Below are 21,034 nucleotides of genomic sequence, written 5' to 3'. Positions count from 1 at the left end.
CCGGGCTCCCATGGAAGAAAGATCTTCAGACATTATAGAAATCAAGGACAGCTCGGTCAATGTCCGCGAGCTCATGGAAGAAATAGAATCCAGGCTTGCCAGAAGACCAGTTTCCAAAGAAGAATTGGAACGTCTTTCTCGCTGGAAGTTTTCTCCTCAATCCCCAGAAGGATATAGGGAGTTTGATGCTGCAGAAACAGCTCATTTATTCGAAAAAGGGATTTCCCCTCCTAAGTTCACCAATCCTAAATTTAAGTACATCCGCGGTCCGATCCGTTGGTTGTTTATCAAACTGATCGAGCTCTATGCTTTTCTAGATAAAAAACTTTCTGAAAACAGGACTCGCGCATTCTACAGCGTTTTGAATGAATTGATTCTCTTAAGGGGAGATCATGAAAAGTTAAAACGTAAATTCGAGAAGTTCTATAATGAGTTTGTAGAGTTGAATTATACTCTTAAAAAAGAGATCAGTCCTGAATTCGTTTGGTCCAACGAGTTTTTATACGAAGAAGAAACTCTAGAAGAAAGTGAAACTCTCATTCTTTCCAGATTGAATCCTGGAGATTCAGTTCTTGCGATCAATCCTGAATGGGGAAAATTCTTAAAACAACTCTTAAAGGCACAGATAGAATTCAAAGCAGTCACTTGGAATAAATCCCAGTATTCTTATATCAAAGAAAATATTACAAATTCAGTGTCCCTTCTATCCTTTGAAGAAGTTCTGCCAGAATCTCCTCTTCCTTCTAAAATTATTTCTAATACCAATCTATGTCTTTTGCCAAATTGGGTTTTAGAAAAACTTTTCAAATCTTTAGCTTCCAAAACTTCAAGTGGGACAGAATTCATTTTTAGATATTCCAATTATTCGAACAGAATGGTCTCTCCTTTTCAACCAATCCTTTTGACTCAGATCAGCGAGTCCGCATTCAGAGAGTTCTTACAAAAATTAGGTTTTAAGAATATAGTGGATACCAAGGCCGGTGACGGTTTTTCGGTGTTTAGTTTCAGAAAATGAATGCCTATCTCCATATTTCCGAATTTAGGGATAAAGACGGGATCGGGAATGATATCAAGGGTTTAAGAGAAGTTCTAAATTCTTCCGGTATTAAAACAGAGATCGTTTGCCAAAATGATCTGAGCGATGGCTCGATCAAAACCTTACAGACAGAAGAACTTCGTAACGAGAGCAATTTATCTTCGAACTCAATGCATATTTTAGAATATGGAGGTTCCGGGTATCCCATAGATTCTTTTCTATCTTTTCCAGGAAGAAAATTTGTTCGTTATCAAAACATAACTCCTCCGAAGTTTTTCAAACCTTTCGTATCTCAGGATATATTCAGAAGTTTCGAACTGGATTATAAAAAATCCATATTAGAATTACATAAACTAAAAAGATCCACAGAACGTTTTCTTCCCAGTTCCAAATATAGCGCCTCCAATTTGGAAGACCTAAACATAGTAAACTCCAGTGTTCTGCCGATTGTTAGAAAGTACGGATGGAAGGGAGAAAAACGAAATCGTAAGAACGGTTATACAATCGGCTATGTGGGAAGATTGGTCCCGAGCAAAAAGATAGAAGATATACTATTCCTCTCTTACTTTTTGAAAAGAATAGAGCCTAAATATAGGATCTTACTGATCGGGAATGTTCCAAGTATTTTCGAAGACTATTTTACTAACTTAAAGCAAATGGCAAGAGAACTTGGGCTCGGAGGAAACGTTCAATTCAGAATGGGAGTCCAAGATTCCGAGCTACCCAGATTTTGGGAAGAAATGGATGCTTACATAAGCATGAGTGAACACGAAGGTTTTGGGATCCCTCTCGTAGAAGCTTTGAGTTATGATATTCCTGTTTTTGCATATGCTTGTACTGCTGTTCCGGAAACACTGAAGGACGCTGGATATCTTTTCCGGAAAAAAGATCTAAGCAGTTTAGAAAAATTAGCAGAGTGGATCCATTTTATATTAGAATCCCAATCTTCCGCACAGCCTGTGGATGGTCCTCATGCTTCTTCCAAAAGAAGAGAAGTATGTATGGATTATGATTCCATGCCATACGGAAGAGTTTTAAAGCAGATATTCACATTTAAAGAAGCGGCCGCCTCATGATCTTCAGAAAAAGAGGAGTTCATCAATTCGCGGCAGGTTTTAATTTAGGGGATGCAATTTCCAACGAAATGAATTCCTTAAAATCCGTTTTTAAAAAGATAGGATATTCTTCCGAAATTTTTGCGGAGAATACCGGCCCAGGAACGGACGCCTTTGTAAAAAAATATAAGGCATATTCTTCCAATAGCAAAGATATCATAGTTTATCACCATTCTATCCATTCGGATGTTTTGGAAACTGTCCTAAAACCAAAGAATTCCAAAATCCTAATATATCATAATGTAACACCAGGTCATTTTTTCGAAAAGTATGATCTGAAACTTACTTACCTACTTCGCAAAGGAAGAGAAGAATTAGAATCCTTAAGAAACAAATTCGATAAGGTATTTGCGGTTTCGGAATACAATAAGTCAGAACTTGTAGATCTGGGTTTTGAAAATGTAGATGTTCTTCCGATCACTTACCAACTTCCACAAGGAAGACAAACTATTAAGGAAAATTTTCCTAAGAATAGGCCCAATATTCCCCGTTTCTTATTTGTAGGAAGAATAGCTCCGAACAAAAAGCAGGATGATCTGATCCGATTTGCATTTCATTATCTGAAAGCTTACGGCCCTGAGTTCCAACTTTTTATGGTAGGATTCAGTTCCAAAGAGTTGTATTTATACAGAGAAGAATTGGAACGTATGCTCGATTTTTATAAATTGAGAAAGAATGTGATCATCACCGATTTTTTATCCGACGAAGAATTGAGGTCTATGTATTTGAACTGCGATCTTTTCTTGTCCATGAGTGAGCACGAAGGATTTTGTGTTCCGTTACTGGAAGCAATGGTGCATAATATTCCCATACTAGCATTCGATGGTGGCGCAGTAGGAGAAACTCTTTCAGGTGCCGGTATCTTATTCAAAGAAAAGAAAATGGATATGATCGTGGAACTTGCCCACAAAATGGTCACAGATCGAAGTTGGAAAGACTTGATCTTAGAGACCCAACAAAGACGACTTTCTTCTTTTTCCCAAATCAACGCAGAAACAGTATTGAGGCCGGTCCTTGCTAGACTCTCGTAGAAGATTAGCCGTAGTTACTCCAATTTTTTCGGATCATATTTCAGGTGGTTCCGAAAAATTAATCTATCAATATACTCTAATATTATCCAAGTTTTACGAGGTGACGGTTCTTGCGAGTCGCTCACTCGATTATATCACTTGGAAAAATCAAATCCCTGTCAAAGACTTAGAGCCTGTACTTCTTGGAAAAGATTTAGAAAAGAAGGTCAGTAGAGAATGGATAGAACCTGAACCAGGAAACCGGATTCGGGTTTTGAGATTCTCCGTAGATAAAGAAAGGAACATATCTAAGTTTAATAGATTTTCAGATAAACTGTTCAGGAATTCTGAGCCAGGAAAAAGTATCAGTTCACAAGAAGAAAAGGAAAGGATATGGGTCGATATGCAAGGCCCTTATTGCCCTGACTTGATTCAATACATAGAGACTAACGAAAGAGATTACGATGTATTCGTTTTCGTTTCTTATCTATACTACCCTATGGTTTATGGGCTTCCTTTAGTCGCAAAAAAGTCTGTTGTAATTCCTACATTACATGACGAGCCTCCTGCAAAATTATCCGTATATTCCAATCTTTTCAAAGACGACTCAGCTTATTGTTTTAATACCCCTGAAGAAAAAGATCTGTTTCATAAATTATACGGATACGAACCAAGCCTTGGAAATGTGATCGGAATGCACTTGGAAATTCCGGAAGAAACAGAGAAGAGAATGCCTGAGAAAAAAGATCCCCAGGACTCATTTCAGTTCTTGTACGTGGGTAGGATAGATGAAGGAAAAGGTGTCTTGGAAATGGCCCAATACTTTTCCGAATGGCAAAAAAGAAGCGGCCGGAACGATAAACTACTTCTGGCAGGAAGAGGAGACTCTAAACTGCTGCAAAGAATATCCAAATTTTCTCATGTATCTCCCTTAGGTTTCGTAAGTGAAGAAGCTAAGGATGAGATCATCCGTTCCTCAGACATCCTGATCAATCCTTCTCCTATGGAAAGTTTTTCCATTATCATCATGGAGGCCTGGATACGGAAAAAAGCCGTCTTAGTTAATGGAAGATCGGACGTTCTAAGAGGACATTGTTTGAGAAGTAACGGTGGTTTATATTATTCGGATCTTGATAGTTTCTGTGCAGTTGCAGAATACTTAGTAAATCACAGCAAAGAAAGAGAAGAAATGGGTTCGAATGGTAAAAGATACGTTCAAGCGAACTTCAATCCTGATATCGTAGAAAAAAAGATCGCTCATATCGTGGAAAGATGTATCAGAAGAAGATACTCTGAATAAAATTTAATCCCCGCCTAAAAACTTCAATCCGATCACTGATAGTATCAAAGTAGAAAGGAAAAAAATCCTCCAAGTATTGATAGAATCCCCGAAAGAAAGGATTCCGATGATCACGGTGCCTGCGGCGCCAATTCCGGTCCAAACTGCATAAGCAGTTCCGAGAGAAATATTCTGAGTTGCCTTGTTCAAAAAGTAAAAACTTAAAACAGCGAACACAAAGAACCCGAGGCCATATCTCCAGTCCTTAAAACCGTCGGATAATTTCATACAAGTAGTAAATCCGACCTCGAATAACCCGGCTAATACCAATAAAACCCAACTCATATATCTAAATACTCCTGCAAGGTCTCTACCATTTTTTCATGCAATACTCCGTTAGACGCAATCAGACTGGTCACATACGGATGAAATGTATTATTCGCATAAGTACTTAACTTTCCGCCTGCTTCCTGAAGGATAGCTGCTGCTGCAGTCATATCCCAAGGTTTCAGATCTTCTTCCCAGAATGCGTCAAACTTACCTTCTGCCACCCAACATATATCTAAACCTGCGGATCCTGTCCTTCTCACACCTCTGGATCTTAAGATAAATTTTTTCAGATTGAACATGAGTTGTTCTATCCTCTCTTCTCTATCATAAGGAAAGCCTGTGCATAATAGTGCTTTTTTGATCTCTTTGGTTTGGGTAACTTTGATAGGAGTTTTATCTTTGAATGCTCCTTCTCCCAACATTGCATGATATACATGTCCTAATGCAGGCATAGGAACGATCCCCATCACTGCAGATTTATTTTCTAGATCTTCTAATCCGATACAACAGCAATAGAGAGGAATACGATGAGAATAATTTACGGTTCCATCTAAAGGATCTATGATCCATTTGAACTGTGAATTTCCTTCGTGGTTACTTCCTTCTTCCCCTAAGATATGATCGTTAGGGAATGCTTTTCTGATCTCAGAGACGATTAGTTCTTCTGAACCCTTGTCTGCGATCGTGACTAAGTCAGATTCTATATTTCCTTTAAAGGAGATTTGCAGATCTTCTCTTTCGTGAGTTTTTTTCAGGAACTCGGAAATGGTAGGAACGAAGTTGAGGAAATGTTGGTATCTTATTTTGATTTCGTTTTGGTAGCTCATTGGAGATGTTTTTCAATTCTCCAGGTTACCCTCAGGATTGGAATCTAAAAAATCCGCTGCCTTCTTCTTATGTTCTTCTTTTACATACATAGAAGCAGCTGCTAAGACAGCAGCGACCACACCTGCATCGTCTATATAACCTGCTCCAAATAGAATGTCCGGGATCGCGTCAAAAGGTGTAAGAAAATAAGCAAGTGCACCTGCAATCGTAAGTTTTGCTTTCAGGGGTGTAGAAGGATCCAACATCGCATAGTATAAAGCGATCGCATCCGCGAGAAAAGGAACCTTTCCTGCGACCTTCTTCACCTTAGGCCAAAAACCTTGTTTGATCTTTTCTATTTTATCTTCTTCCATACGTATTACTTATTATATACGATCCGAATTCCGTTAAAAATTCTCCAAATTACTTTCGAAATTTTCGAATCTTTCGGGAGGATCTAGAACAATCTGCACTTCTTCTCCTGTAAAAGGATCCTTAAATTCCAACCAATAAGAAAGAAGTAAAAGTCCATAGTTCTCAAAAAGTGCAGCATTTCTGGAGTAAAGAAGATCCCCAACCACAGGGCATCTTAAACTCTGAAAATGGACTCTAATCTGATGAGTTCTTCCCGTCTCCAAATCAGCTTCGATTAAAGAGAACTTTCTACCATTTTTGGAAATCGCAGTTTTTAAAATCCTATAATGAGTGACTGAGGCTCTACCTTTAGTGGTCACAGTCATTTTTAATCTTTCAATTGGATGTCTACCGATCGGTCTATCTATCGTACCTTCTCCTTCCGGAAGTGTGCCCTGAACCCAAGCAAGATATTTCTTAGTAATATTCCTTCTTCTAAACAACTCAGAAAGTTTTGCATGTGCTTGGTCATTCTTAGCCACGATCATGATCCCTTCCGTCGGTTTATCCAAACGATGCACGATACCTGGCCTTGATTCTCCTCCGATACTCGAAAGTTCCTTAAACTTGTAGAGAAGTCCGTTAACCAAAGTAGCAGATCTATCCCCAGGGCCACTATGCGACGCAATCCCTGCCGGTTTATGAATGATCAAATACTGCGGAGTTTCTTTTAAAACTTCTATCTCCATTTTTACCGGAGTTAAGTTCAATGGAGGTTTAGGAGGAACTGATATATAGAAGTTTTCACCAGGACTGACCTTGTAAGATGATTTCAGTAGAATTTTTCCGGAACCATCTTTAACCCAACCTGAATCGATCCAATGTTGGATGGAAGCTCTGGAGATCTCATCTCCCAGATAATCCTTTAAAAATCGATCGAGTCTGGATCCCTCAGAGTCGGCGTTAACTTCGGCATGAAGTTCCAGATTCATAATAGTTCTCCTAAGAAATATATAAGCAGGGAAAACGTTTCCCTTTCGCACAGAGGTCTAAAAAAGATTTCCCATTTTGCGAGAATAGGTATATTTTGGATAAATTCATCGAAATAAACCCCTACCCTAATCAAGGAAGGAATACAACATGGTAAAAAAAATTCTCAATATCCTGCTCATCGGTGCAACGGTTTTTTCCTTAGCTCTTTGCTCTTCTGCAGACAACAAAGACCAAGCGGCTCCTGAGCCTGGAGAACAAAATTCCGCAGCTTCTCGTAACGTCAACGTAGACTCTCCTGCAGACGCTTTCAATAATCAAATTAAAGACTTCCGCTATCCAGACGGGATCACTCGTCCAGGATTCAGCTACAAAAAAGCTGATGTTAGCGCAGGAGATTTCAGCGAGTGGGCAAAAGTTAATATTGCTGTTCTTAAAGATGGAATTTCTAAACTTCCTGATTCTTGGGCAATCGAGATCACTGGTCACACTGACCAAGTAGGACCTGAAGAAGCAGAAGGCGATAAAAAAGGAAACGTTTTCTACGGAGAAATTCGTGCAAAAGCTGTTAAACAATCCTTAGTTAAACAAGGAATTCCTGCAAATCGTCTTGTTACTAAGAGTGCTGGTTCTTCTTCTCCAGTTTCCGGATTGGATGCAAAAGACCCTAAAAACCGCAGAGTAACCTTCAAATTTGTTCAACAACAATAATCAGTAGGGTTTCGATCCGAATTAAAAAGGCAGTGTTTTTACACTGCCTTTTTTTATACCCTCAGGTCGTGGAGATCTTTCAGATTGAATCAATCAACACTTGGAGAAATCATTTTTTCAGGGAGTACCCATTGGTCAAATTGTTCGGAAGTCAATAAACCAAGTTCAATCCCCGATTCTTTCAGGCTAGTTCCTTTTTTGTGAGCATTTTTAGCGATCTTCGCTGCATTATCATAACCGATATGCGGATTTAACGCAGTCACAAGCATCAAGCTATTCTTCAAATGTTCTTTAATGTTGTCCTTATTCGGCTCGATCCCTCTTGCACAATGTTCTTCGAAAGAAACTGCAGAGTCCGCCAATAGACGAATAGAATTCAGAACATTATGGATGATCAGCGGTTTGAAAACGTTCAGCTCGAAGTTTCCAGAAGCACCGCCGATATTCACAGCAACATCATTCGCAATCACTTGAGAAGCTACCATAGTCATTTGTTCTGACTGAGTAGGGTTCACTTTTCCAGGCATGATAGAAGATCCTGGTTCATTCTCCGGAATAGATATCTCACCTATCCCACATCTAGGACCTGAAGATAACCATCTCACATCATTCGCGATCTTCATAAAAGAAGCAGCGATTGTTTTTAGTACTCCATGAGTTTCAACCAGAGAATCATGAGCAGCTAAAGCCTCGAATTTGTTCTCTGCAGAAGTAAAAGGAAGCCCTGTTTCCTTAGCAATTTGAGCTGCAGCTTTTACAGCAAATTCAGGATGAGTGTTCAGTCCTGTTCCAACTGCAGTTCCACCTAAAGCCAATCTGTATACGGAAGGAAGAACAGACTTCACTCTTTCAATATTGTACTCTAATTGTTTTACATAACCTGAGAATTCTTGGCCAAGAGTTAAAGGAGTCGCGTCCTGTAAGTGAGTCCTTCCTATCTTGATAATATCTTTAAATTCATCAGATTTCTTCTTTAAAGTATTCTTCAATTGCTCTAATGCAGGCAAAAGTTTGTTCACTAATTGTTCCGCAGCAGCGATATGCATAGCTGTTGGGAAAGTATCGTTAGAAGACTGAGCCTTGTTTACATCGTCATTCGGATGGACCGGCTTTTTAGAACCTTTTACCCCACCTGCAATCTCAATCGCACGATTGGAGATCACTTCGTTGGAGTTCATATTAGTTTGGGTTCCGGAACCTGTTTGCCAAACGCTTAAAGGAAAATGTTCATCCAATTTTCCGGAGATCACTTCGTCTGCAGCCTGAACGATCAGATTTTTTTTCTCATCAGTCAAAAGGCCGAGCTGACCATTTACGATTGCCGCTGATTTTTTAAGAACTCCAAGAGCACGGATCATTTCCCTTGGGAACCGATCGTTCCCGATATGAAAGTGATGAAGAGACCTTTCGGTTTGAGCGCCCCAGTATTTGGAATCGTCTACCTGGATTTCTCCCATGGAGTCGGTTTCGATTCTAGTTTTCATTAATCCTCCGTTCAATAGTAATAAATTGATCGGGTTGGATTTTCCGGGATCGGAACGAATGTCCTAATCAGAACTTGGAGTGATCACTCGTCTCGGAATTTGCGAAGAGTATCCGCTAGGGCTGCAAACTCCGGTTTTTTGGCGGTGACATTCTCCAAATATTCCAAGGTAGAATCCAACCAGGCGGAATCGGATTCCAACTCTTTCCGTATAAATACATGCCGGATAGAATTCATGGAGCGAATCTCGATATATCTCCGCTTCTGGTCATAATACATAAGGTCGGCTACTTTGTCTTTTCCGAATTCCGGAGAAGAGCTTGCATTCACTACTTCATCCAGCCAAATTATTCCGTTATTTTTACGGTCCACATAATCTATCGCTTTTTGGACCTTAGCCGGGATCAAAGTGGATTTCTCTTTAGGACCCATTAATACTCCCAAAGACTTTTTCTTTTTAGGGGCTTCCTTTTCAGGCTCCGCAGAAGGTCCGCTACTTGAAGACTTCTTAGTTTGTTTGGAAGAATGGAATTCATCTGCCGGCTCAATATCCTTTTTTGAAGAAGGGGAGGGAGAGAAATTCACACCGAACAAACCAAGTAACCATTCCAAAAGTTTTACTAAGATAGATTTGGAATCTTGGATCGCTTTCAATCTTTGTTTTTCAGTTTCTTTTTCCCAATCTGCAATTGCTTTAGAAAGGCGGATCTGATCATCTATCACAAGTTCAGAATCCACACCTTCTGTGACATCCTTTAAAAAAGCGTAAATTCCCTTAGGCTGTCCGTTTTTGCGGATCAAAGTATGAATAGAGGTCCTTCTTTCTTTATTCGTTAAAAAAGAAGAAATTACATTTTCTAAAGCGAGGGCCACTATACCGGGGCCTGAACCTGTCACTTTTTCTCTGGTAAGAATATCATTTCGAGTTTTGAATCTTTCCAATACCTGATCCAAAACTTCCGTTTTAATAAGACCTGCTGCTTGGATAGAAGAATCTTTGATCTTTAAAGCACCGGCATCTACAACAAGGGGCTCTTTCGATTCTCTAACACGAATTACTAGATCACTAAAAGCTAAATTAATCAGAGATTCCTTTCTTAAGCTGGAAAGAGAGGACATGGAACTTAATAATATATCAAAAGCTTGTAAGAATATATCTGAGCCTTCCCAAGTTTTTCCGGAAGTGAATGCAGGGTGTTTAGATAATTCCCTTAAATAGTCCGCGCCTTGTTCCGTTCCGGATGCTTTGATCCATCCAGCTTGTTCTCCTGGAAGAAGGGAAATTAAGATCTTTCTAGACAAACCTATAAATAATTCGAAAATGATCTCTAACTCGGTCTCTTCATTTGCGTTTGGTTTTTTACTATCGATAGAAATTTCACCCACAAGTTCTTCTAAAGAAGGTTGGATAACATGAAACTCCAAATGAAGTCTTAATAAAGGAGGACGACTTCCTCTTTTTTCTAATGCAAGTAACGCATCAGGAACCGCTTTGATCTGAGATAAAAATGCTACGATCTCGTTCGGCTTTTTGCTCAATAGAGAAATTAGAGAAGTCAATATATCTTCTCTGATCTTAAAATTCCTTTGTAGAAAAGATTCCACAGAAAGAGTTTTAACATTCCTCATAGAGTAAGGAAGATTTCTGGAATCTTGGAAATCCAAAAGATTTCCTTTCTCATCGGTATTCAGGTATTGTCTGATTACCCAATCCCTTAACTCTCCGGCAGACCTTCTATCCGCTAGATTGATATCTCTTCGGACAATGAATTGTAAAAACGCGGCCGCAGACTGAGCCAAACAAGCGGATTTAATCTTTTGGATCTGATCCGCTCTTCTGGAAGCTGGGCGGATAGCAACATTAGCTAATCCTAATTCTTTTGTTTCTTCCGAGACGAATAGATATTGGTAGAGAACGAATCCATTCTTATCTTCAAAATATTTTAGATCTGCAGGTTTTAAGAATTGTAACTGTTCGAACTTTGCGAGAGCAAAAGGAGAATAATTGAATAAGAAGAAGTTCTCGACCCCCTTCTCAATTAGATCCAAATCCCTCATCGCTTTGGGAGTTGTTTGGAGAAGAAGGTTACGAAGTTCTTCTTCCGGGATCAGATCGACACGATCTACCGGAATAACTCCTTCTTCCGAGAGCGGATTCGAAGCTGGGGGCGTGGAATTACTTTCCATTTCGGGCATAAATCTTCCCTTTTGCTCCGATCTTGATTTGGCTTTTTGTTAGAGCCGAGCTAGTATATTATTTTCGGAAACAAATACATGCTTTCTTGAGCAAGTTCTAAGGGTTTAGACGTTAAATTCTAAAGATTCCCGAAAGTTGATTAAGACCTCATCAAACCTTCTAAGAAGGAAACGTAATTTTCTCGCCCTGGATATGGTCTTCTTGCTGTTCCACTTTGAACTGCTGCTTCTGCAACTGCCGGAGCCACATGGTATAGTACTCGTTGGTCAAAAGGTTTTGGGATCAGATAATCAGGACCGAATACGAATTTCTCTCCACCATAGGCAAGACTGACCGCATCCGGAACTTCCATCCTAGCCAGTTCTGCCAAAGCACGAGCCGCTGCTAATTTCATTTCCAGAGTGATATGTTTAGCTCTTACGTCCAAAGCTCCTCTGAAAATAAATGGGAATCCTAAAACGTTATTCACCTGGTTCGGCATATCACTTCTTCCAGTTCCCATAATAATATCAGGGCGAACCTTCTTAGCTACTGCGTAAGGAATTTCAGGATCTGGATTTGCCAAAGCAAAGATAACCGGATTAGGAGCCATAGATTTTACCATGTCTTCGGTTACCATATCAGCTACGGAAACTCCCACAAAAATATCTGCATCTTGCATAACGTCTGCAAGAGTTCGAGCTTTAGTCTTCTGAACGTATTTTTGTTTGGTAGAATTTAGATCAGTTCTTTCGGTATGGATCACACCTTTTGTATCTACTAAGAAAATATGTTCTTTTCGGATACCGATATGTTGGACGAGTTCTGCGATTGCGATCCCCGCAGCGCCAGCTCCGCAGACCACCATCTTCACATCGCTTGGACGTTTTTTATTGATCTCGAATGCATTCAGGAGTCCTGCTACAGTGATGATCGCTGTCCCATGTTGGTCATCGTGGAAGACCGGGATATTCATCCCTTTAATGAGTTCTTCTTCTATATAAAAACTTTCAGGAGCCTTGATATCTTCTAAGTTGATCCCACCAAAAGTTGGCTCAAGCATTTTGACCGCTTTTATAAAATCATCTGGATCTTTTGCATCGACTTCTATGTCAAAAACGTCTATCCCAGCGAATTTTTTAAAAAGTACCGCTTTACCTTCCATCACAGGTTTTCCTGCGGCAGGTCCGATATCTCCCAGACCTAAAATTGCGGTTCCATTAGTTATAATTCCGACCAGGTTTCCTTTGTTGGTGTATTCATACACCAGATCGGGATTTTCTTTAATTTCCAGACATGGATAAGCAACTCCCGGTGAGTATGCTAAGGATAAGTCGAATGAATCTTTAGTCGGCTTTGTCGGAACAACTTGTATTTTACCCTTTGGATGAAGGGAATGATATTCGAGGGATTTTTCTCTCATAACGATAAAACCAATTTTTCGACGATCGGGCCTAGGTTCTATTCTATTTCTGAAAGAGCTTATTTCCCAACGCAGAATTTACTAAAAATTCTTCCTAAAATTTCTTCGGTGTCCACTCTTCCATTTACTTCTCCGATTTGTTCCAATGCGGAATCTATTTCTTTGATGTAAATCTCAGCTGGAGCGCCTTCTTCCATTAAAGTCAGACAGTTCTCCAGGCTTCGAGTGATAGAAGAAAAATGAAATCTGTTCCTTTCTTCCAAAAGGACATAATCTTCTGAACTTTCTAAACCTTGTAGTTTAAAGGAAATTTCGGAGACCAAAGTATCCAATCCTTGTTTCGATTTGCAGGAAACTTCGACCAAGACTGTTCCGGAATAATTTTTCTTTAAGATATATTGGGGGTCCCAACTCGAATCCCTTATATCTGATTTATTTGCTGCAACTATGGCGCCTTCTAGCTTGGATCTGTTCTCTTCTGCAAACTTGTCCCAATCATTCTTCTGAGAGACATCTATCACAAAAAGTCTTACGTCAGCTTGGGAGAATTCTTTCTCACTTCTTTCAATTCCCATCTTCTCTATCGTATCGCCGGTTTCTCGAACACCTGCGGTGTCTATGAGTCGGATAGGAACTCCTGAGAGTAAAAAATCTTCACTGATATAATCTCGAGTAGTTCCAGGAATTTCGGAGATAATAGAACGATCTCTTCCTAGAATCAGATTCATCAAACTGGACTTGCCTGTATTCGGTTCTCCGTACAAGACAACTCTACTTCTTTCCAAAAGAGTTTCTGTCTCACTGGATCTTTTCAGCAGGCTGGAACAAATATCAGAAATAGAACGAATTCTTTTTTTTCTTTCTTCGAGGGATTCAAATGTAAGATCTTCTGTGGAAAAATCGATCTCAGCTTCGCATTCCGCTTTAAGAGAGATTAATTGGCTTCTGAGATTCGAAGCGAGTCTGGAAATTTCTCCAAACGCATTTTTTTGGGCCAGCTCCAATTCAAATCTGGAACGAGCCCCTATAATTCTTCCGATTGCTTCCGCTTCGTTTAGATCTATTTTACCATTTAAGAACGCTCTTTTAGTGAACTCACCTTGTTTTGCCGGTCTTGCTCCGGAACGAAATAAACATTCCAAAGCTTCTCTGAGTAAGATCGGATTTCCGTGAGTGTGTATCTCGCATAGATCTTCCCCCGTAAAAGAATTCGGCCCCGCGAAATAGATAAAAACTACTTGGTCTAATTTTTTTTCCCCGTCTACAAAACGACAGGTATATGCATTACGAGGTTTGATAGAAGAAAGAGGAAAGGCTCCTTCAAAAAAGGATAAATGCCTATAGGCGATAGGAAGTGCTTCCGGTCCGGATAACCTAAGAATGCCAATGGCACCGGCCCCGGAAGCTGTGGAGATAGCTGCTATCGTATCAGCCACGACTGATCAGTAGTCGTTTACTTCCTCGAGCAAGTCCCCGTTAGGACTTTTTTCGACGACGTCTTTGTACTTGTGTCTGTCTTTCATCGGAATGATACGAACTTTTTTGTAAGTTCCATTTCCTTCCGATCTGGTGAAAACTTTTTCGTTCTCTTGTAGAGCCATGTGAACGATCCTTCTTTCGAAAGGATTCATTGGCTCAAGTAATTTGGACTTACCAGATTTTGCTACAGAAGAAGCTACTGACTTGCTCAATCTGATCAAGGACAGTTCTCTTTTGTCTCTGTAAGATTCAGTATCCAATACGATCTTACGACCGTGACGGATCTTAGAATCTACCATCAAGTTTACCAAAAATTGAAGAGCATCCAAAGTAGCTCCTCTTTTCCCGATAATCAGTCCGGATTCGCGGCTGGTAAGTTCTATATAGATCTTTCCATCCACATCTCCCATTCCGACAACTTCCGCTTCTACTCCCATCTTACGGAGAAGTGTTAGCACTACTCCGTGGATGATCTTTTCAGCCGGAATATCGAAGTTCGTAACAAATGCTCGAACTACTGCCGGTTTTTTTTGTGTTAAACCTAAAAATCCAGACTTACCGGATTCGACAGTTTCGAAACGAATGTCTCCGGGTTCTAGTCTTAAGGTTTCTAACGCGATCTCTTCAGCCTCGGCTTTTGTTTTTCCTTCGGCTTCGAAAATATAGTTTTCCATATCGTATCCTCGATATATGAATTCACACTTTTACAGGGGTTTCGTCTTTCTTACGAATATTGGTTACCCACTGTTGAGCAATGGAAAGGACGTTAGTCACAGTCCAATACAATGTCAGTCCAGATGGCATACTCCAAAGGAAGAACACCATCATTACCGGCATTAAATACATCATCATTTTTTGGTTCGGGTCAGTTTGCACTGAAGTCAGTTTCATAGAGAGGAACTGAGTTCCGACCATCAATAATACCAATAAGTTAATAGAAAGTCCAGCAGCAGCGAGATAAGGGATTGCTGGAGAAGTCCAGATAAAATCAGGCTCGCTCAAATCAGAGATCCAAAGGAATGGAGACTTCCAAAGGTCGATCGTATCTGCAAACGCTACATATAATGCGAAGAAGATCGGAAGCTGGATCAGCATAGGAAGACATCCGCCCAATTGAGAGAGTGGATTCATATTATGCTTTTTGTATAACTCCAACATCTTCTCTTGTTTTTTTGCCGGATCATTCGCATACTTCTCATTTAACTTTTTAAGTTCAGGAGAAAGTGCGCTCATCTTCTTCATTGCCTCTGCCTGTTTCTGGTTCAGAGGATAGAAGACCAACTTGAATACTAACGCAAAGAGTAGAATACCGAAACCATAACTTGGAATGGTATATTTATAGGATTGTTGTAAAAACCAAACGATACCGTTTCGGATCGGGGTGAAAATACCTTGGTTAAATGATTTGTTTAGGTCTGCACTTAAACCTATAAAAGTAGACTTAGGATTTTTGAAAGGATCCAATTTAGGATCTCTGAATAACATCCCGTCCCATTCTCTGATCCCGACATAGTTTGCGAATTCTAGGGTTTCTTCTTTTCCAGGATCTAAAGTGATATTAGAATAAGCTAAGATAGTTCCTGTTTCATTTTTCTTTCTGTTATCTAAAAGAATTCCTTCTGCAGGATGATTCAAAGTGTCAGATGCGGCTAAGAAGTAACGGCTACCGGATCCGATATAATCCACACCTTCTCCGCTGCTCCAAACTTCTTTATAAAATTCGTTTCCGTTTGGATGCCCGAAGATAAAATTACGAATTCCTTCCCAGAATCCCCAAGCGTCCCCACCGTCAGCAAAGTCTTTTTCGCTTCCATCCATTCTGTATACACGGAAGAATTTAGACAGCTCCTGAGTGTTCGCTTCTCTCTCTAATGGAAGAGGTCCCAAACTTCCGAAAGTTCTTAAGTAAGCCGGTTTTTCACGATCTCCAAAATGAAGTTTATCTTTTCCAAGGTTAGTGATGGAGATCTCTGTTTTGAAATAATTTTCGTGAGGGAAGAATCTAAATACTTTTTTAAGAAGAACACCTTTCTCTGTAGCAGTGAAAGTAATACTTTGGTCCTCTTTGTTTTCTTCTGCTTTAAAATTCAGATGATTCCATTCTGAAGTGGCTACATCTTCTTTTCTATGAGAGAAGTTGAAGTCGAAACCCTTTCCTCTGGAAAGTTCGATCGCCTTGATCTTCTCACCTTCTACTTCAATCTCTTGGAAATCAGCTCTGGTGATGTTGATCTCGTTTCCTTCAACATTCTTGTAATTTCGGATGTAGAATTTTTCGATCCTTCCACCTAAACTGGAAAGAACAACTATATGTGCTTCCGTTTTGAATGTAAAAGTTTTTACATCTTTAGGATTCGTAACTGTTGCAACAGGTTTAGGTTCGACCTTAGTTTCCTGTTTTACGTTTTCCTTATTTTCAACAGGTGTTTGTTCTGTCTTCTGTTGTTGTTTCGGTTTTCCAGCTTCCGGGTTGAAGTAATAGGTTACTAAGAACCAAACTCCCATGGATAAAATTAACGCGAGAAAAAGTCTGTTTTGTCTATCTTCCATTCCTAATTCCTTCTAGGGTTGGGTGGTAAAGGGTCTTCGCCAGCGGCGAATAGTGGATTACATTTTAAGATTCGTTTAGTGCTTAGATAAGTCGCCGACAAGAAATCATATTCTTGGAAAGCCTGCATTGCATATTCAGAACAGCTAGGATGGAATCTGCAGGAAGGCGGAAGAATAGGTGAGATCCAACGTTTATATAATCGGATCAGAAAGATGGCGAGTCGGTTCATTTTAATCTACGAGCGAGTAGACCCAAACAAGCCAGAAGTTCGGTATGATCTTTTTCGAATAGGCTCGGTTTCGCAAGTATCGCGATATCGAAGCCCTTTGGAAAAAAGCCTACCGTTTCGGCCACGGCGGCTCTTAATCTTCTCCGTATCCGGTTTCTGCGAACGGCCTTACCGACCGAACGTTCAGGGCAATATAAGAACCTGTTTTGCTCCAGGCCGTTTCCCCGATAAATCACCGTGAGAGGAGGATTGGTTACCCTTTTTCCGGAAGCAAAAAGTTCCCGGATGTCCTTCTTGGATGTAAGTGTCTCTTCTATATGGGTTCGTTAGAATTTTTTACCAGTTCTTTCGTCAGAAACGGTCAACTTGTAACGGCCTTTAGCTCTTCTGCGGGAAAGGACTTTTCTTCCACCGGCGGTCGCCATTCTGGCGCGGAATCCGTGGGTACGGGCACGTTTAATCCGGCTGGGTTGGTATGTTCTTCTCATATGGTTCCCTGTATCTCTACTAAGATTGCGATTTAAGACCCTGAGTAAGTCTTACCGGTTTACATTTTTTCCGGAGAACCGAGGGTCAATCCGTTTCTTTTAACGGACTTTCACTATTAACTATAATGGAATAAATAATGGCAACCCGGCAACGTCCTACTCTCCCACACAGCGAACCATGCAGTACCATTAGCGATGAGAGGCTTAACTTCCGTGTTCGGGATGGGAACGGGTGTGACCCTCTCTCTATAATCACCGAGAATCTGAGGACAGTCTGAAAAATTTGCTTGTACTGTCAAGCAAGATTTATTTCTGGTTCAGAAGGTTTTATTCCAATCTATAAACTGTTCTCCTGGCACTCTCTGGCAATTGGGACAAAAGAAGGAATCGTGACCCAACACATTTGCTCTGCGAATTGTAGTTCCGCAACGGGGACAGGGTTCATTCTTTCGATTTCGAACCTTCACATGTTCACGGACTTTAAAATCCAGAGGTGCCTGCTTTTTACGGATATAATCTATAGAATCGTTCAAGACGGATTTGATACTTTGGTAGAGTTGAATCTTTTCTTCTTCCGAAAGTTTATTACAAGGAGTTTTGGGATGGATCTTAGAATCAAAAAGCACCTCGTCGGCATATGCATTTCCGAGAGCACTGAGTTTGGTTTGATCCATGAGAAAGACCCGGGTTTGCTGCCGATTCTTCTCTATTCTTTTTAAAAATTCTTCCTGGGTAAATTTTTCGGAAAGAAGGTCTACTCCTTGGTCCATAAACTTCGGGATCTGGGAGAAGTATTCAGGCTCAGTGAAATATACCTTTCCCATATGCACATCGTCCGCATAGTTCAGGATTTTATTCTGGAATTTGATCCGAACCGCCAGGTCCTTCTTTTTATATTTTGGATCTAAGGAGAAGCGGCCGGCGAGCATTGGGTGAATGACGATATTCCTATGACCGAATTTAAAATTCAAAAACGGCCCAGTTCTTTCTAAACTTTCAAATGTAGAACCTATAAAAGAAGTTTCTGATTTTCCGCCGCTAAGATTACGAACTACTAACGGATCTAAGATCTCTATCTCTTGGATTATCTCGCCAGGAAGTTCTTTTAAAAGACGTTCTTGAATGACTACCAAGTCCGGAAGTTCGGGCATAATGATTCCCTATTTCTTTTTACGGCTAGGAAGATATTTATAATATTCTACTTCTATAGTATTGATTAAGAAAGTATAATATTTAACGAGTTTTTTATCATACTTTTTCTTTTGAGCTTCGTTCCTTAAAAACTCGGAGATTTGGTCCCTAATCAAAGGAGCCTTTAGATCTGTATGACTTAAAATGATAGTGCTTGGCATTCCGACCGGAACAATCTCATCAGGTATTGCAATGGTGGCAGAGTTTTGAAGAAGTGCATACTCTACTGTGGATGCTACTTTATCATCATCCGATTCGGTTCTAAGATGAGCTACTGATTGGCGAATATTATCTATATTGTCCCAGATCTTTTTACGCATAGATTTGGAATCGTGGATCTTATCTTGGATCTTAGTAAACCGATTCGGGAATACAAAACGTTCTGCACCTTTTGCGATCAGGCTTACTTTCTTTTCTTTAGGGCTTTCTGCCTTTCCAAAATGTTCGTCAGCATCCTCATCATCACTGCTCGGATAATAATCGTTTACTGTGGAAATTCCGGAATAACTTGCAGCAAACCCTCCACCGCCACCGGAAGATCTAGGAACTCCACCTGGACCAATATCGGATTTGTCCCTGTCTCTGAAAAATACTGCAAGTAGTCCACCGATCACAAGTCCAACGGGAAGTCCGACCAAGATCACACCGGCAGCATTAAAATGAACGCTCGCAATCAAGAAGAAGAGCATGGTGCCTACAAATCCCAAAAGCCCCATGGAAAGATTGAACTTCTTAGCGAGGGCTTCGCTTTTCTGGCGATCCTCTACTTCTCTTTCCATTATGGCAGCGTCTTGTTGTAGTTTTACTACGTAATCCGCTTTGAGCATTGAATTGAGTGCAGGATTCTTGGAACTGAGCAAGGAAACATGTATCTCTTTAGCAATGGTGAGTTCTTTTTCTGCCACTGGACTAACTTTTGCATCGGCAGTTAATTTATGCAAAACCGCAGCCATATAGCCGGGATCTACCACATAAACTTCGGTGGTTCCATCTTCTCTTTTGGTTTCTTTCAAACCGAATTTGGTTTTTAAATCTGCAACGATCTCATTCGTATATTTAGAAACAAGTTCCGGATCTGTGATACCCACAGCATCCAAACGTTTTTCAGGTATGAATCTATATAAGGTTAAATTGTTTTGAGAATGATCCTTAACTTGGATATTCAGACGGTTCTTCAGACTTTTGAAGGCGCCTTCTATCTTTCGTTCACTCAATAAAGCTTTTTCTTGGATCAGCTTTCGGATAACTCGGACTGATTGTTGACAGGTCTCCGCTACTCTTTTTCCAAGATCGTCTTTTTCTTTATCAAAAGGAAAATCTTCTACAAGTTGGATGAGTGCTTCTACCTTTTCGCTATTTTGTTTTTTGCCAGGCTCTGCATTCCCATGTAGAGCTTCAAAGTCCTGTATACGAGCTCGGAACAAATTGTATCCTGCTCTTTCTGCAAGTTGTTTAAGATAAGTAAGAGCGAATACTTCCAGAGCATCACTTTGCGCCCTATAATGCGCGATCACTTCCGGTTGGTTTACATAAGTTCCATCCGGGTTGAGTTGTAAATCATCCAAGATCAGATGATAATCCGGAAGGATCTCCACTACTGCGCCTTTATTCTTTGCATAATTAGCAAAGTCGGCTAGGAAATCATTCATAGGGATATAACTATAAGGCTGAAAGCCGCGTCTCAAAAGACTAGCCATCTCTGATTGTAAAGAAGCAAGTTTAGGATATAACCATATCTGGCCGCTTTTGTTTTTGTGAAGAAGCATCGCGCCAGGACGATCTTCTTCTAACGCTCTCGGCTTCTTAGCTCTATTATTTAAAATAAGATCAATTGTTTCTTCTGAAAAAGAAAAACATGCCTTTCTGTAAGGAGTAACGTCAGTCTTAGCTTCTTTTTGAGGAGAAGCCAATGAGATCCGAGCCAAAACCTTGTTCCCATTTCGGACCAAGAATGGATAGACTAGAGCAGATTTATTTCTTCCTCTTTTTTCTAGATCCATCACTTGGCGAAGAGCCATATCTACAGAAGGAGGTTGCTTTGCCTGTTCGCTTAAGTTCCTATATTTGTTCAGAAGTTCCCCTAGTTTATCTAGGGTAAGAAGATAAGATGGGTGAACACTTTTAGAGCCGTGTTTTTCGGTCTTTTTATGCCAGTCTCTAAGTTCATCCAAGATACAACGAGCTGTAGCAGACAGTCCGACAGCTCCGTCGTTTAAGAAAATATAATCCGGTGCCAGGGCCTCCAAGTCTGGGGCCTTGTTTTGATTAGAAGCCAGCTCCTCAAAGGATATTTCCTGCTCCAAGGTTTCCATGTTTTGCACCGTATCGAAACAACAATCCGAGTTAGGAAATTTTCTGTAGTTTCCTTCCAACCAAGATCTC

Annotated in this window: 20 protein-coding genes and 1 rRNA gene; 5 read left to right on the top strand and 16 right to left on the bottom strand. The window is 40.3% G+C overall.

The genetic code is table 11. From position 1 onward, the window contains the following. The first annotated feature begins 10 nt into the window (after nucleotides 1-10). From CH377_RS04080 to CH377_RS04065, 4 genes are read left to right on the top strand one after another with little or no spacing between them, the layout of a single operon-like run. Nucleotides 11-1,015, top strand: coding sequence for an LIC_10202 family protein (locus tag CH377_RS04080; protein WP_100708491.1), 1,005 nt, complete (start codon nucleotides 11-13; stop codon nucleotides 1,013-1,015). After that, a complete protein-coding gene (locus CH377_RS04075) occupies nucleotides 1,012-2,112 on the top strand; it encodes a glycosyltransferase (RefSeq protein WP_100722513.1) in 1,101 nt (366 codons plus the stop codon). The genes CH377_RS04080 and CH377_RS04075 overlap by 4 nt, the downstream gene beginning before the upstream one ends. Next, entirely contained in the window at nucleotides 2,109-3,182 is a 1,074-nt protein-coding gene (locus tag CH377_RS04070) for a glycosyltransferase family 4 protein (protein ID WP_100722512.1), read from the top strand. The genes CH377_RS04075 and CH377_RS04070 overlap by 4 nt, the downstream gene beginning before the upstream one ends. Then, nucleotides 3,166-4,461, top strand: a complete 1,296-nt coding sequence (locus CH377_RS04065; RefSeq protein ID WP_100722511.1) for a glycosyltransferase family 4 protein — start codon at nucleotides 3,166-3,168, stop codon at nucleotides 4,459-4,461. Before CH377_RS04070 ends, CH377_RS04065 begins: the two co-directional genes overlap by 17 nt. Before the next feature lie 3 nt (nucleotides 4,462-4,464). Here the strand turns inward: CH377_RS04065 and CH377_RS04060 are convergent, their stop codons facing one another. From CH377_RS04060 to CH377_RS04045, 4 genes are read right to left on the bottom strand one after another with little or no spacing between them, the layout of a single operon-like run. Further along, entirely contained in the window at nucleotides 4,465-4,785 is a 321-nt protein-coding gene (locus CH377_RS04060; RefSeq protein WP_100722510.1) for a DMT family transporter, read from the bottom strand. Then, nucleotides 4,782-5,597 carry an inositol monophosphatase family protein gene (locus tag CH377_RS04055; RefSeq protein ID WP_100722509.1) on the bottom strand — a complete coding sequence of 272 codons (816 nt, stop codon included), beginning with the start codon at nucleotides 5,595-5,597 and terminating at the stop codon, nucleotides 4,782-4,784. The genes CH377_RS04060 and CH377_RS04055 overlap by 4 nt, the downstream gene beginning before the upstream one ends. 12 nt (nucleotides 5,598-5,609) lie before the next feature. Then, nucleotides 5,610-5,951, bottom strand: a complete 342-nt coding sequence (locus CH377_RS04050; protein ID WP_100722508.1) for a YkvA family protein — start codon at nucleotides 5,949-5,951, stop codon at nucleotides 5,610-5,612. A 33-nt stretch (nucleotides 5,952-5,984) separates the two neighbouring features. Next, complete coding sequence (locus tag CH377_RS04045; protein ID WP_100722507.1) at nucleotides 5,985-6,923, bottom strand: RluA family pseudouridine synthase; 939 nt, start codon at nucleotides 6,921-6,923, stop codon at nucleotides 5,985-5,987. Nucleotides 6,924-7,071: 148 nt separating this feature from the next. On the opposite strand from CH377_RS04045, the gene loa22 reads away from it, so the two are divergent. Then, nucleotides 7,072-7,632, top strand: coding sequence for an OmpA family outer membrane lipoprotein Loa22 (gene loa22 / locus CH377_RS04040; RefSeq protein WP_100708500.1), 561 nt, complete (start codon nucleotides 7,072-7,074; stop codon nucleotides 7,630-7,632). An 89-nt stretch (nucleotides 7,633-7,721) separates the two neighbouring features. Here the strand turns inward: loa22 and fumC are convergent, their stop codons facing one another. The 12 genes from fumC to CH377_RS03980 all read right to left on the bottom strand — a co-directional run bounded on the left by fumC (nucleotide 7,722) and on the right by CH377_RS03980 (nucleotide 20,964). Next, nucleotides 7,722-9,116, bottom strand: coding sequence for a class II fumarate hydratase (gene fumC / locus CH377_RS04035; RefSeq protein WP_100722506.1), 1,395 nt, complete (start codon nucleotides 9,114-9,116; stop codon nucleotides 7,722-7,724). Between the two features lie 83 nt (nucleotides 9,117-9,199). Further along, nucleotides 9,200-11,311 carry a hypothetical protein gene (locus CH377_RS04030; RefSeq protein ID WP_100722505.1) on the bottom strand — a complete coding sequence of 704 codons (2,112 nt, stop codon included), beginning with the start codon at nucleotides 11,309-11,311 and terminating at the stop codon, nucleotides 9,200-9,202. Nucleotides 11,312-11,451: 140 nt separating this feature from the next. Then, nucleotides 11,452-12,714 (bottom strand): malic enzyme-like NAD(P)-binding protein, encoded by a 1,263-nt coding sequence (locus tag CH377_RS04025; protein ID WP_100722504.1) that lies wholly within the window; start codon nucleotides 12,712-12,714, stop codon nucleotides 11,452-11,454. 59 nt (nucleotides 12,715-12,773) lie between these two features. After that, nucleotides 12,774-14,150: a tRNA uridine-5-carboxymethylaminomethyl(34) synthesis GTPase MnmE gene (gene mnmE, locus CH377_RS04020; protein ID WP_100722503.1), complete on the bottom strand. Its 1,377-nt coding sequence runs from the start codon at nucleotides 14,148-14,150 to the stop codon at nucleotides 12,774-12,776. Between the two features lie 6 nt (nucleotides 14,151-14,156). Next, nucleotides 14,157-14,867 (bottom strand): RNA-binding cell elongation regulator Jag/EloR, encoded by a 711-nt coding sequence (gene jag / locus CH377_RS04015; protein ID WP_100722502.1) that lies wholly within the window; start codon nucleotides 14,865-14,867, stop codon nucleotides 14,157-14,159. A gap of 22 nt (nucleotides 14,868-14,889) precedes the next feature. Beyond that, entirely contained in the window at nucleotides 14,890-16,743 is a 1,854-nt protein-coding gene (gene yidC / locus CH377_RS04010) for a membrane protein insertase YidC (RefSeq protein WP_100722501.1), read from the bottom strand. Between the two features lie 2 nt (nucleotides 16,744-16,745). Next, entirely contained in the window at nucleotides 16,746-16,973 is a 228-nt protein-coding gene (yidD, locus tag CH377_RS04005; protein WP_100722500.1) for a membrane protein insertion efficiency factor YidD, read from the bottom strand. Further along, nucleotides 16,970-17,290 carry a ribonuclease P protein component gene (gene rnpA / locus CH377_RS04000; RefSeq protein ID WP_100722499.1) on the bottom strand — a complete coding sequence of 107 codons (321 nt, stop codon included), beginning with the start codon at nucleotides 17,288-17,290 and terminating at the stop codon, nucleotides 16,970-16,972. Before rnpA ends, yidD begins: the two co-directional genes overlap by 4 nt. Before the next feature lie 9 nt (nucleotides 17,291-17,299). Then, nucleotides 17,300-17,461 (bottom strand): 50S ribosomal protein L34, encoded by a 162-nt coding sequence (gene rpmH / locus CH377_RS03995; protein WP_020769764.1) that lies wholly within the window; start codon nucleotides 17,459-17,461, stop codon nucleotides 17,300-17,302. Between the two features lie 143 nt (nucleotides 17,462-17,604). Continuing rightward, a 5S ribosomal RNA gene (gene rrf / locus CH377_RS03990) occupies nucleotides 17,605-17,721 on the bottom strand. 57 nt (nucleotides 17,722-17,778) lie between these two features. Next, nucleotides 17,779-18,612, bottom strand: coding sequence for a DNA-formamidopyrimidine glycosylase family protein (locus tag CH377_RS03985; RefSeq protein ID WP_100722498.1), 834 nt, complete (start codon nucleotides 18,610-18,612; stop codon nucleotides 17,779-17,781). A gap of 9 nt (nucleotides 18,613-18,621) precedes the next feature. Further along, on the bottom strand, nucleotides 18,622-20,964 hold the full coding sequence (locus CH377_RS03980) for a hypothetical protein (protein WP_100722813.1): 2,343 nt from the start codon (nucleotides 20,962-20,964) through the stop codon (nucleotides 18,622-18,624). Nucleotides 20,965-21,034: the final 70 nt, after the last annotated feature.

It is taken from the genome of Leptospira haakeii, from assembly GCF_002812045.1.
In the GTDB taxonomy this organism is placed as follows: domain Bacteria; phylum Spirochaetota; class Leptospiria; order Leptospirales; family Leptospiraceae; genus Leptospira_B; species Leptospira_B haakeii.
This window is presented reverse-complemented; position numbering and strand designations above follow the sequence as displayed.

Excerpts from the sequence above, each read along its gene's own strand:
- loa22 (WP_100708500.1), top strand. The coding sequence starts at position 7,072 with ATGGTAAAAAAAATTCTCAATATCCTGCTCATCGGTGCAACGGTTTTT.
- CH377_RS04060 (WP_100722510.1), bottom strand. The coding sequence starts at position 4,785 with ATGAGTTGGGTTTTATTGGTATTAGCCGGGTTATTCGAGGTCGGATTT.
- CH377_RS04050 (WP_100722508.1), bottom strand. The coding sequence starts at position 5,951 with ATGGAAGAAGATAAAATAGAAAAGATCAAACAAGGTTTTTGGCCTAAG.
- CH377_RS04025 (WP_100722504.1), bottom strand. The coding sequence starts at position 12,714 with ATGAGAGAAAAATCCCTCGAATATCATTCCCTTCATCCAAAGGGTAAA.
- CH377_RS04075 (WP_100722513.1), top strand. The coding sequence starts at position 1,012 with ATGAATGCCTATCTCCATATTTCCGAATTTAGGGATAAAGACGGGATC.
- CH377_RS04070 (WP_100722512.1), top strand. The coding sequence starts at position 2,109 with ATGATCTTCAGAAAAAGAGGAGTTCATCAATTCGCGGCAGGTTTTAAT.
- yidC (WP_100722501.1), bottom strand. The coding sequence starts at position 16,743 with ATGGAAGATAGACAAAACAGACTTTTTCTCGCGTTAATTTTATCCATG.
- CH377_RS03980 (WP_100722813.1), bottom strand. The coding sequence starts at position 20,964 with ATGGAAACCTTGGAGCAGGAAATATCCTTTGAGGAGCTGGCTTCTAAT.
- yidD (WP_100722500.1), bottom strand. The coding sequence starts at position 16,973 with ATGAACCGACTCGCCATCTTTCTGATCCGATTATATAAACGTTGGATC.
- CH377_RS04055 (WP_100722509.1), bottom strand. The coding sequence starts at position 5,597 with ATGAGCTACCAAAACGAAATCAAAATAAGATACCAACATTTCCTCAAC.
- fumC (WP_100722506.1), bottom strand. The coding sequence starts at position 9,116 with ATGAAAACTAGAATCGAAACCGACTCCATGGGAGAAATCCAGGTAGAC.
- jag (WP_100722502.1), bottom strand. The coding sequence starts at position 14,867 with ATGGAAAACTATATTTTCGAAGCCGAAGGAAAAACAAAAGCCGAGGCT.
- CH377_RS04045 (WP_100722507.1), bottom strand. The coding sequence starts at position 6,923 with ATGAATCTGGAACTTCATGCCGAAGTTAACGCCGACTCTGAGGGATCC.
- CH377_RS04030 (WP_100722505.1), bottom strand. The coding sequence starts at position 11,311 with ATGCCCGAAATGGAAAGTAATTCCACGCCCCCAGCTTCGAATCCGCTC.
- CH377_RS04080 (WP_100708491.1), top strand. The coding sequence starts at position 11 with ATGGAAGAAAGATCTTCAGACATTATAGAAATCAAGGACAGCTCGGTC.
- CH377_RS03985 (WP_100722498.1), bottom strand. The coding sequence starts at position 18,612 with ATGCCCGAACTTCCGGACTTGGTAGTCATTCAAGAACGTCTTTTAAAA.
- rpmH (WP_020769764.1), bottom strand. The coding sequence starts at position 17,461 with ATGAGAAGAACATACCAACCCAGCCGGATTAAACGTGCCCGTACCCAC.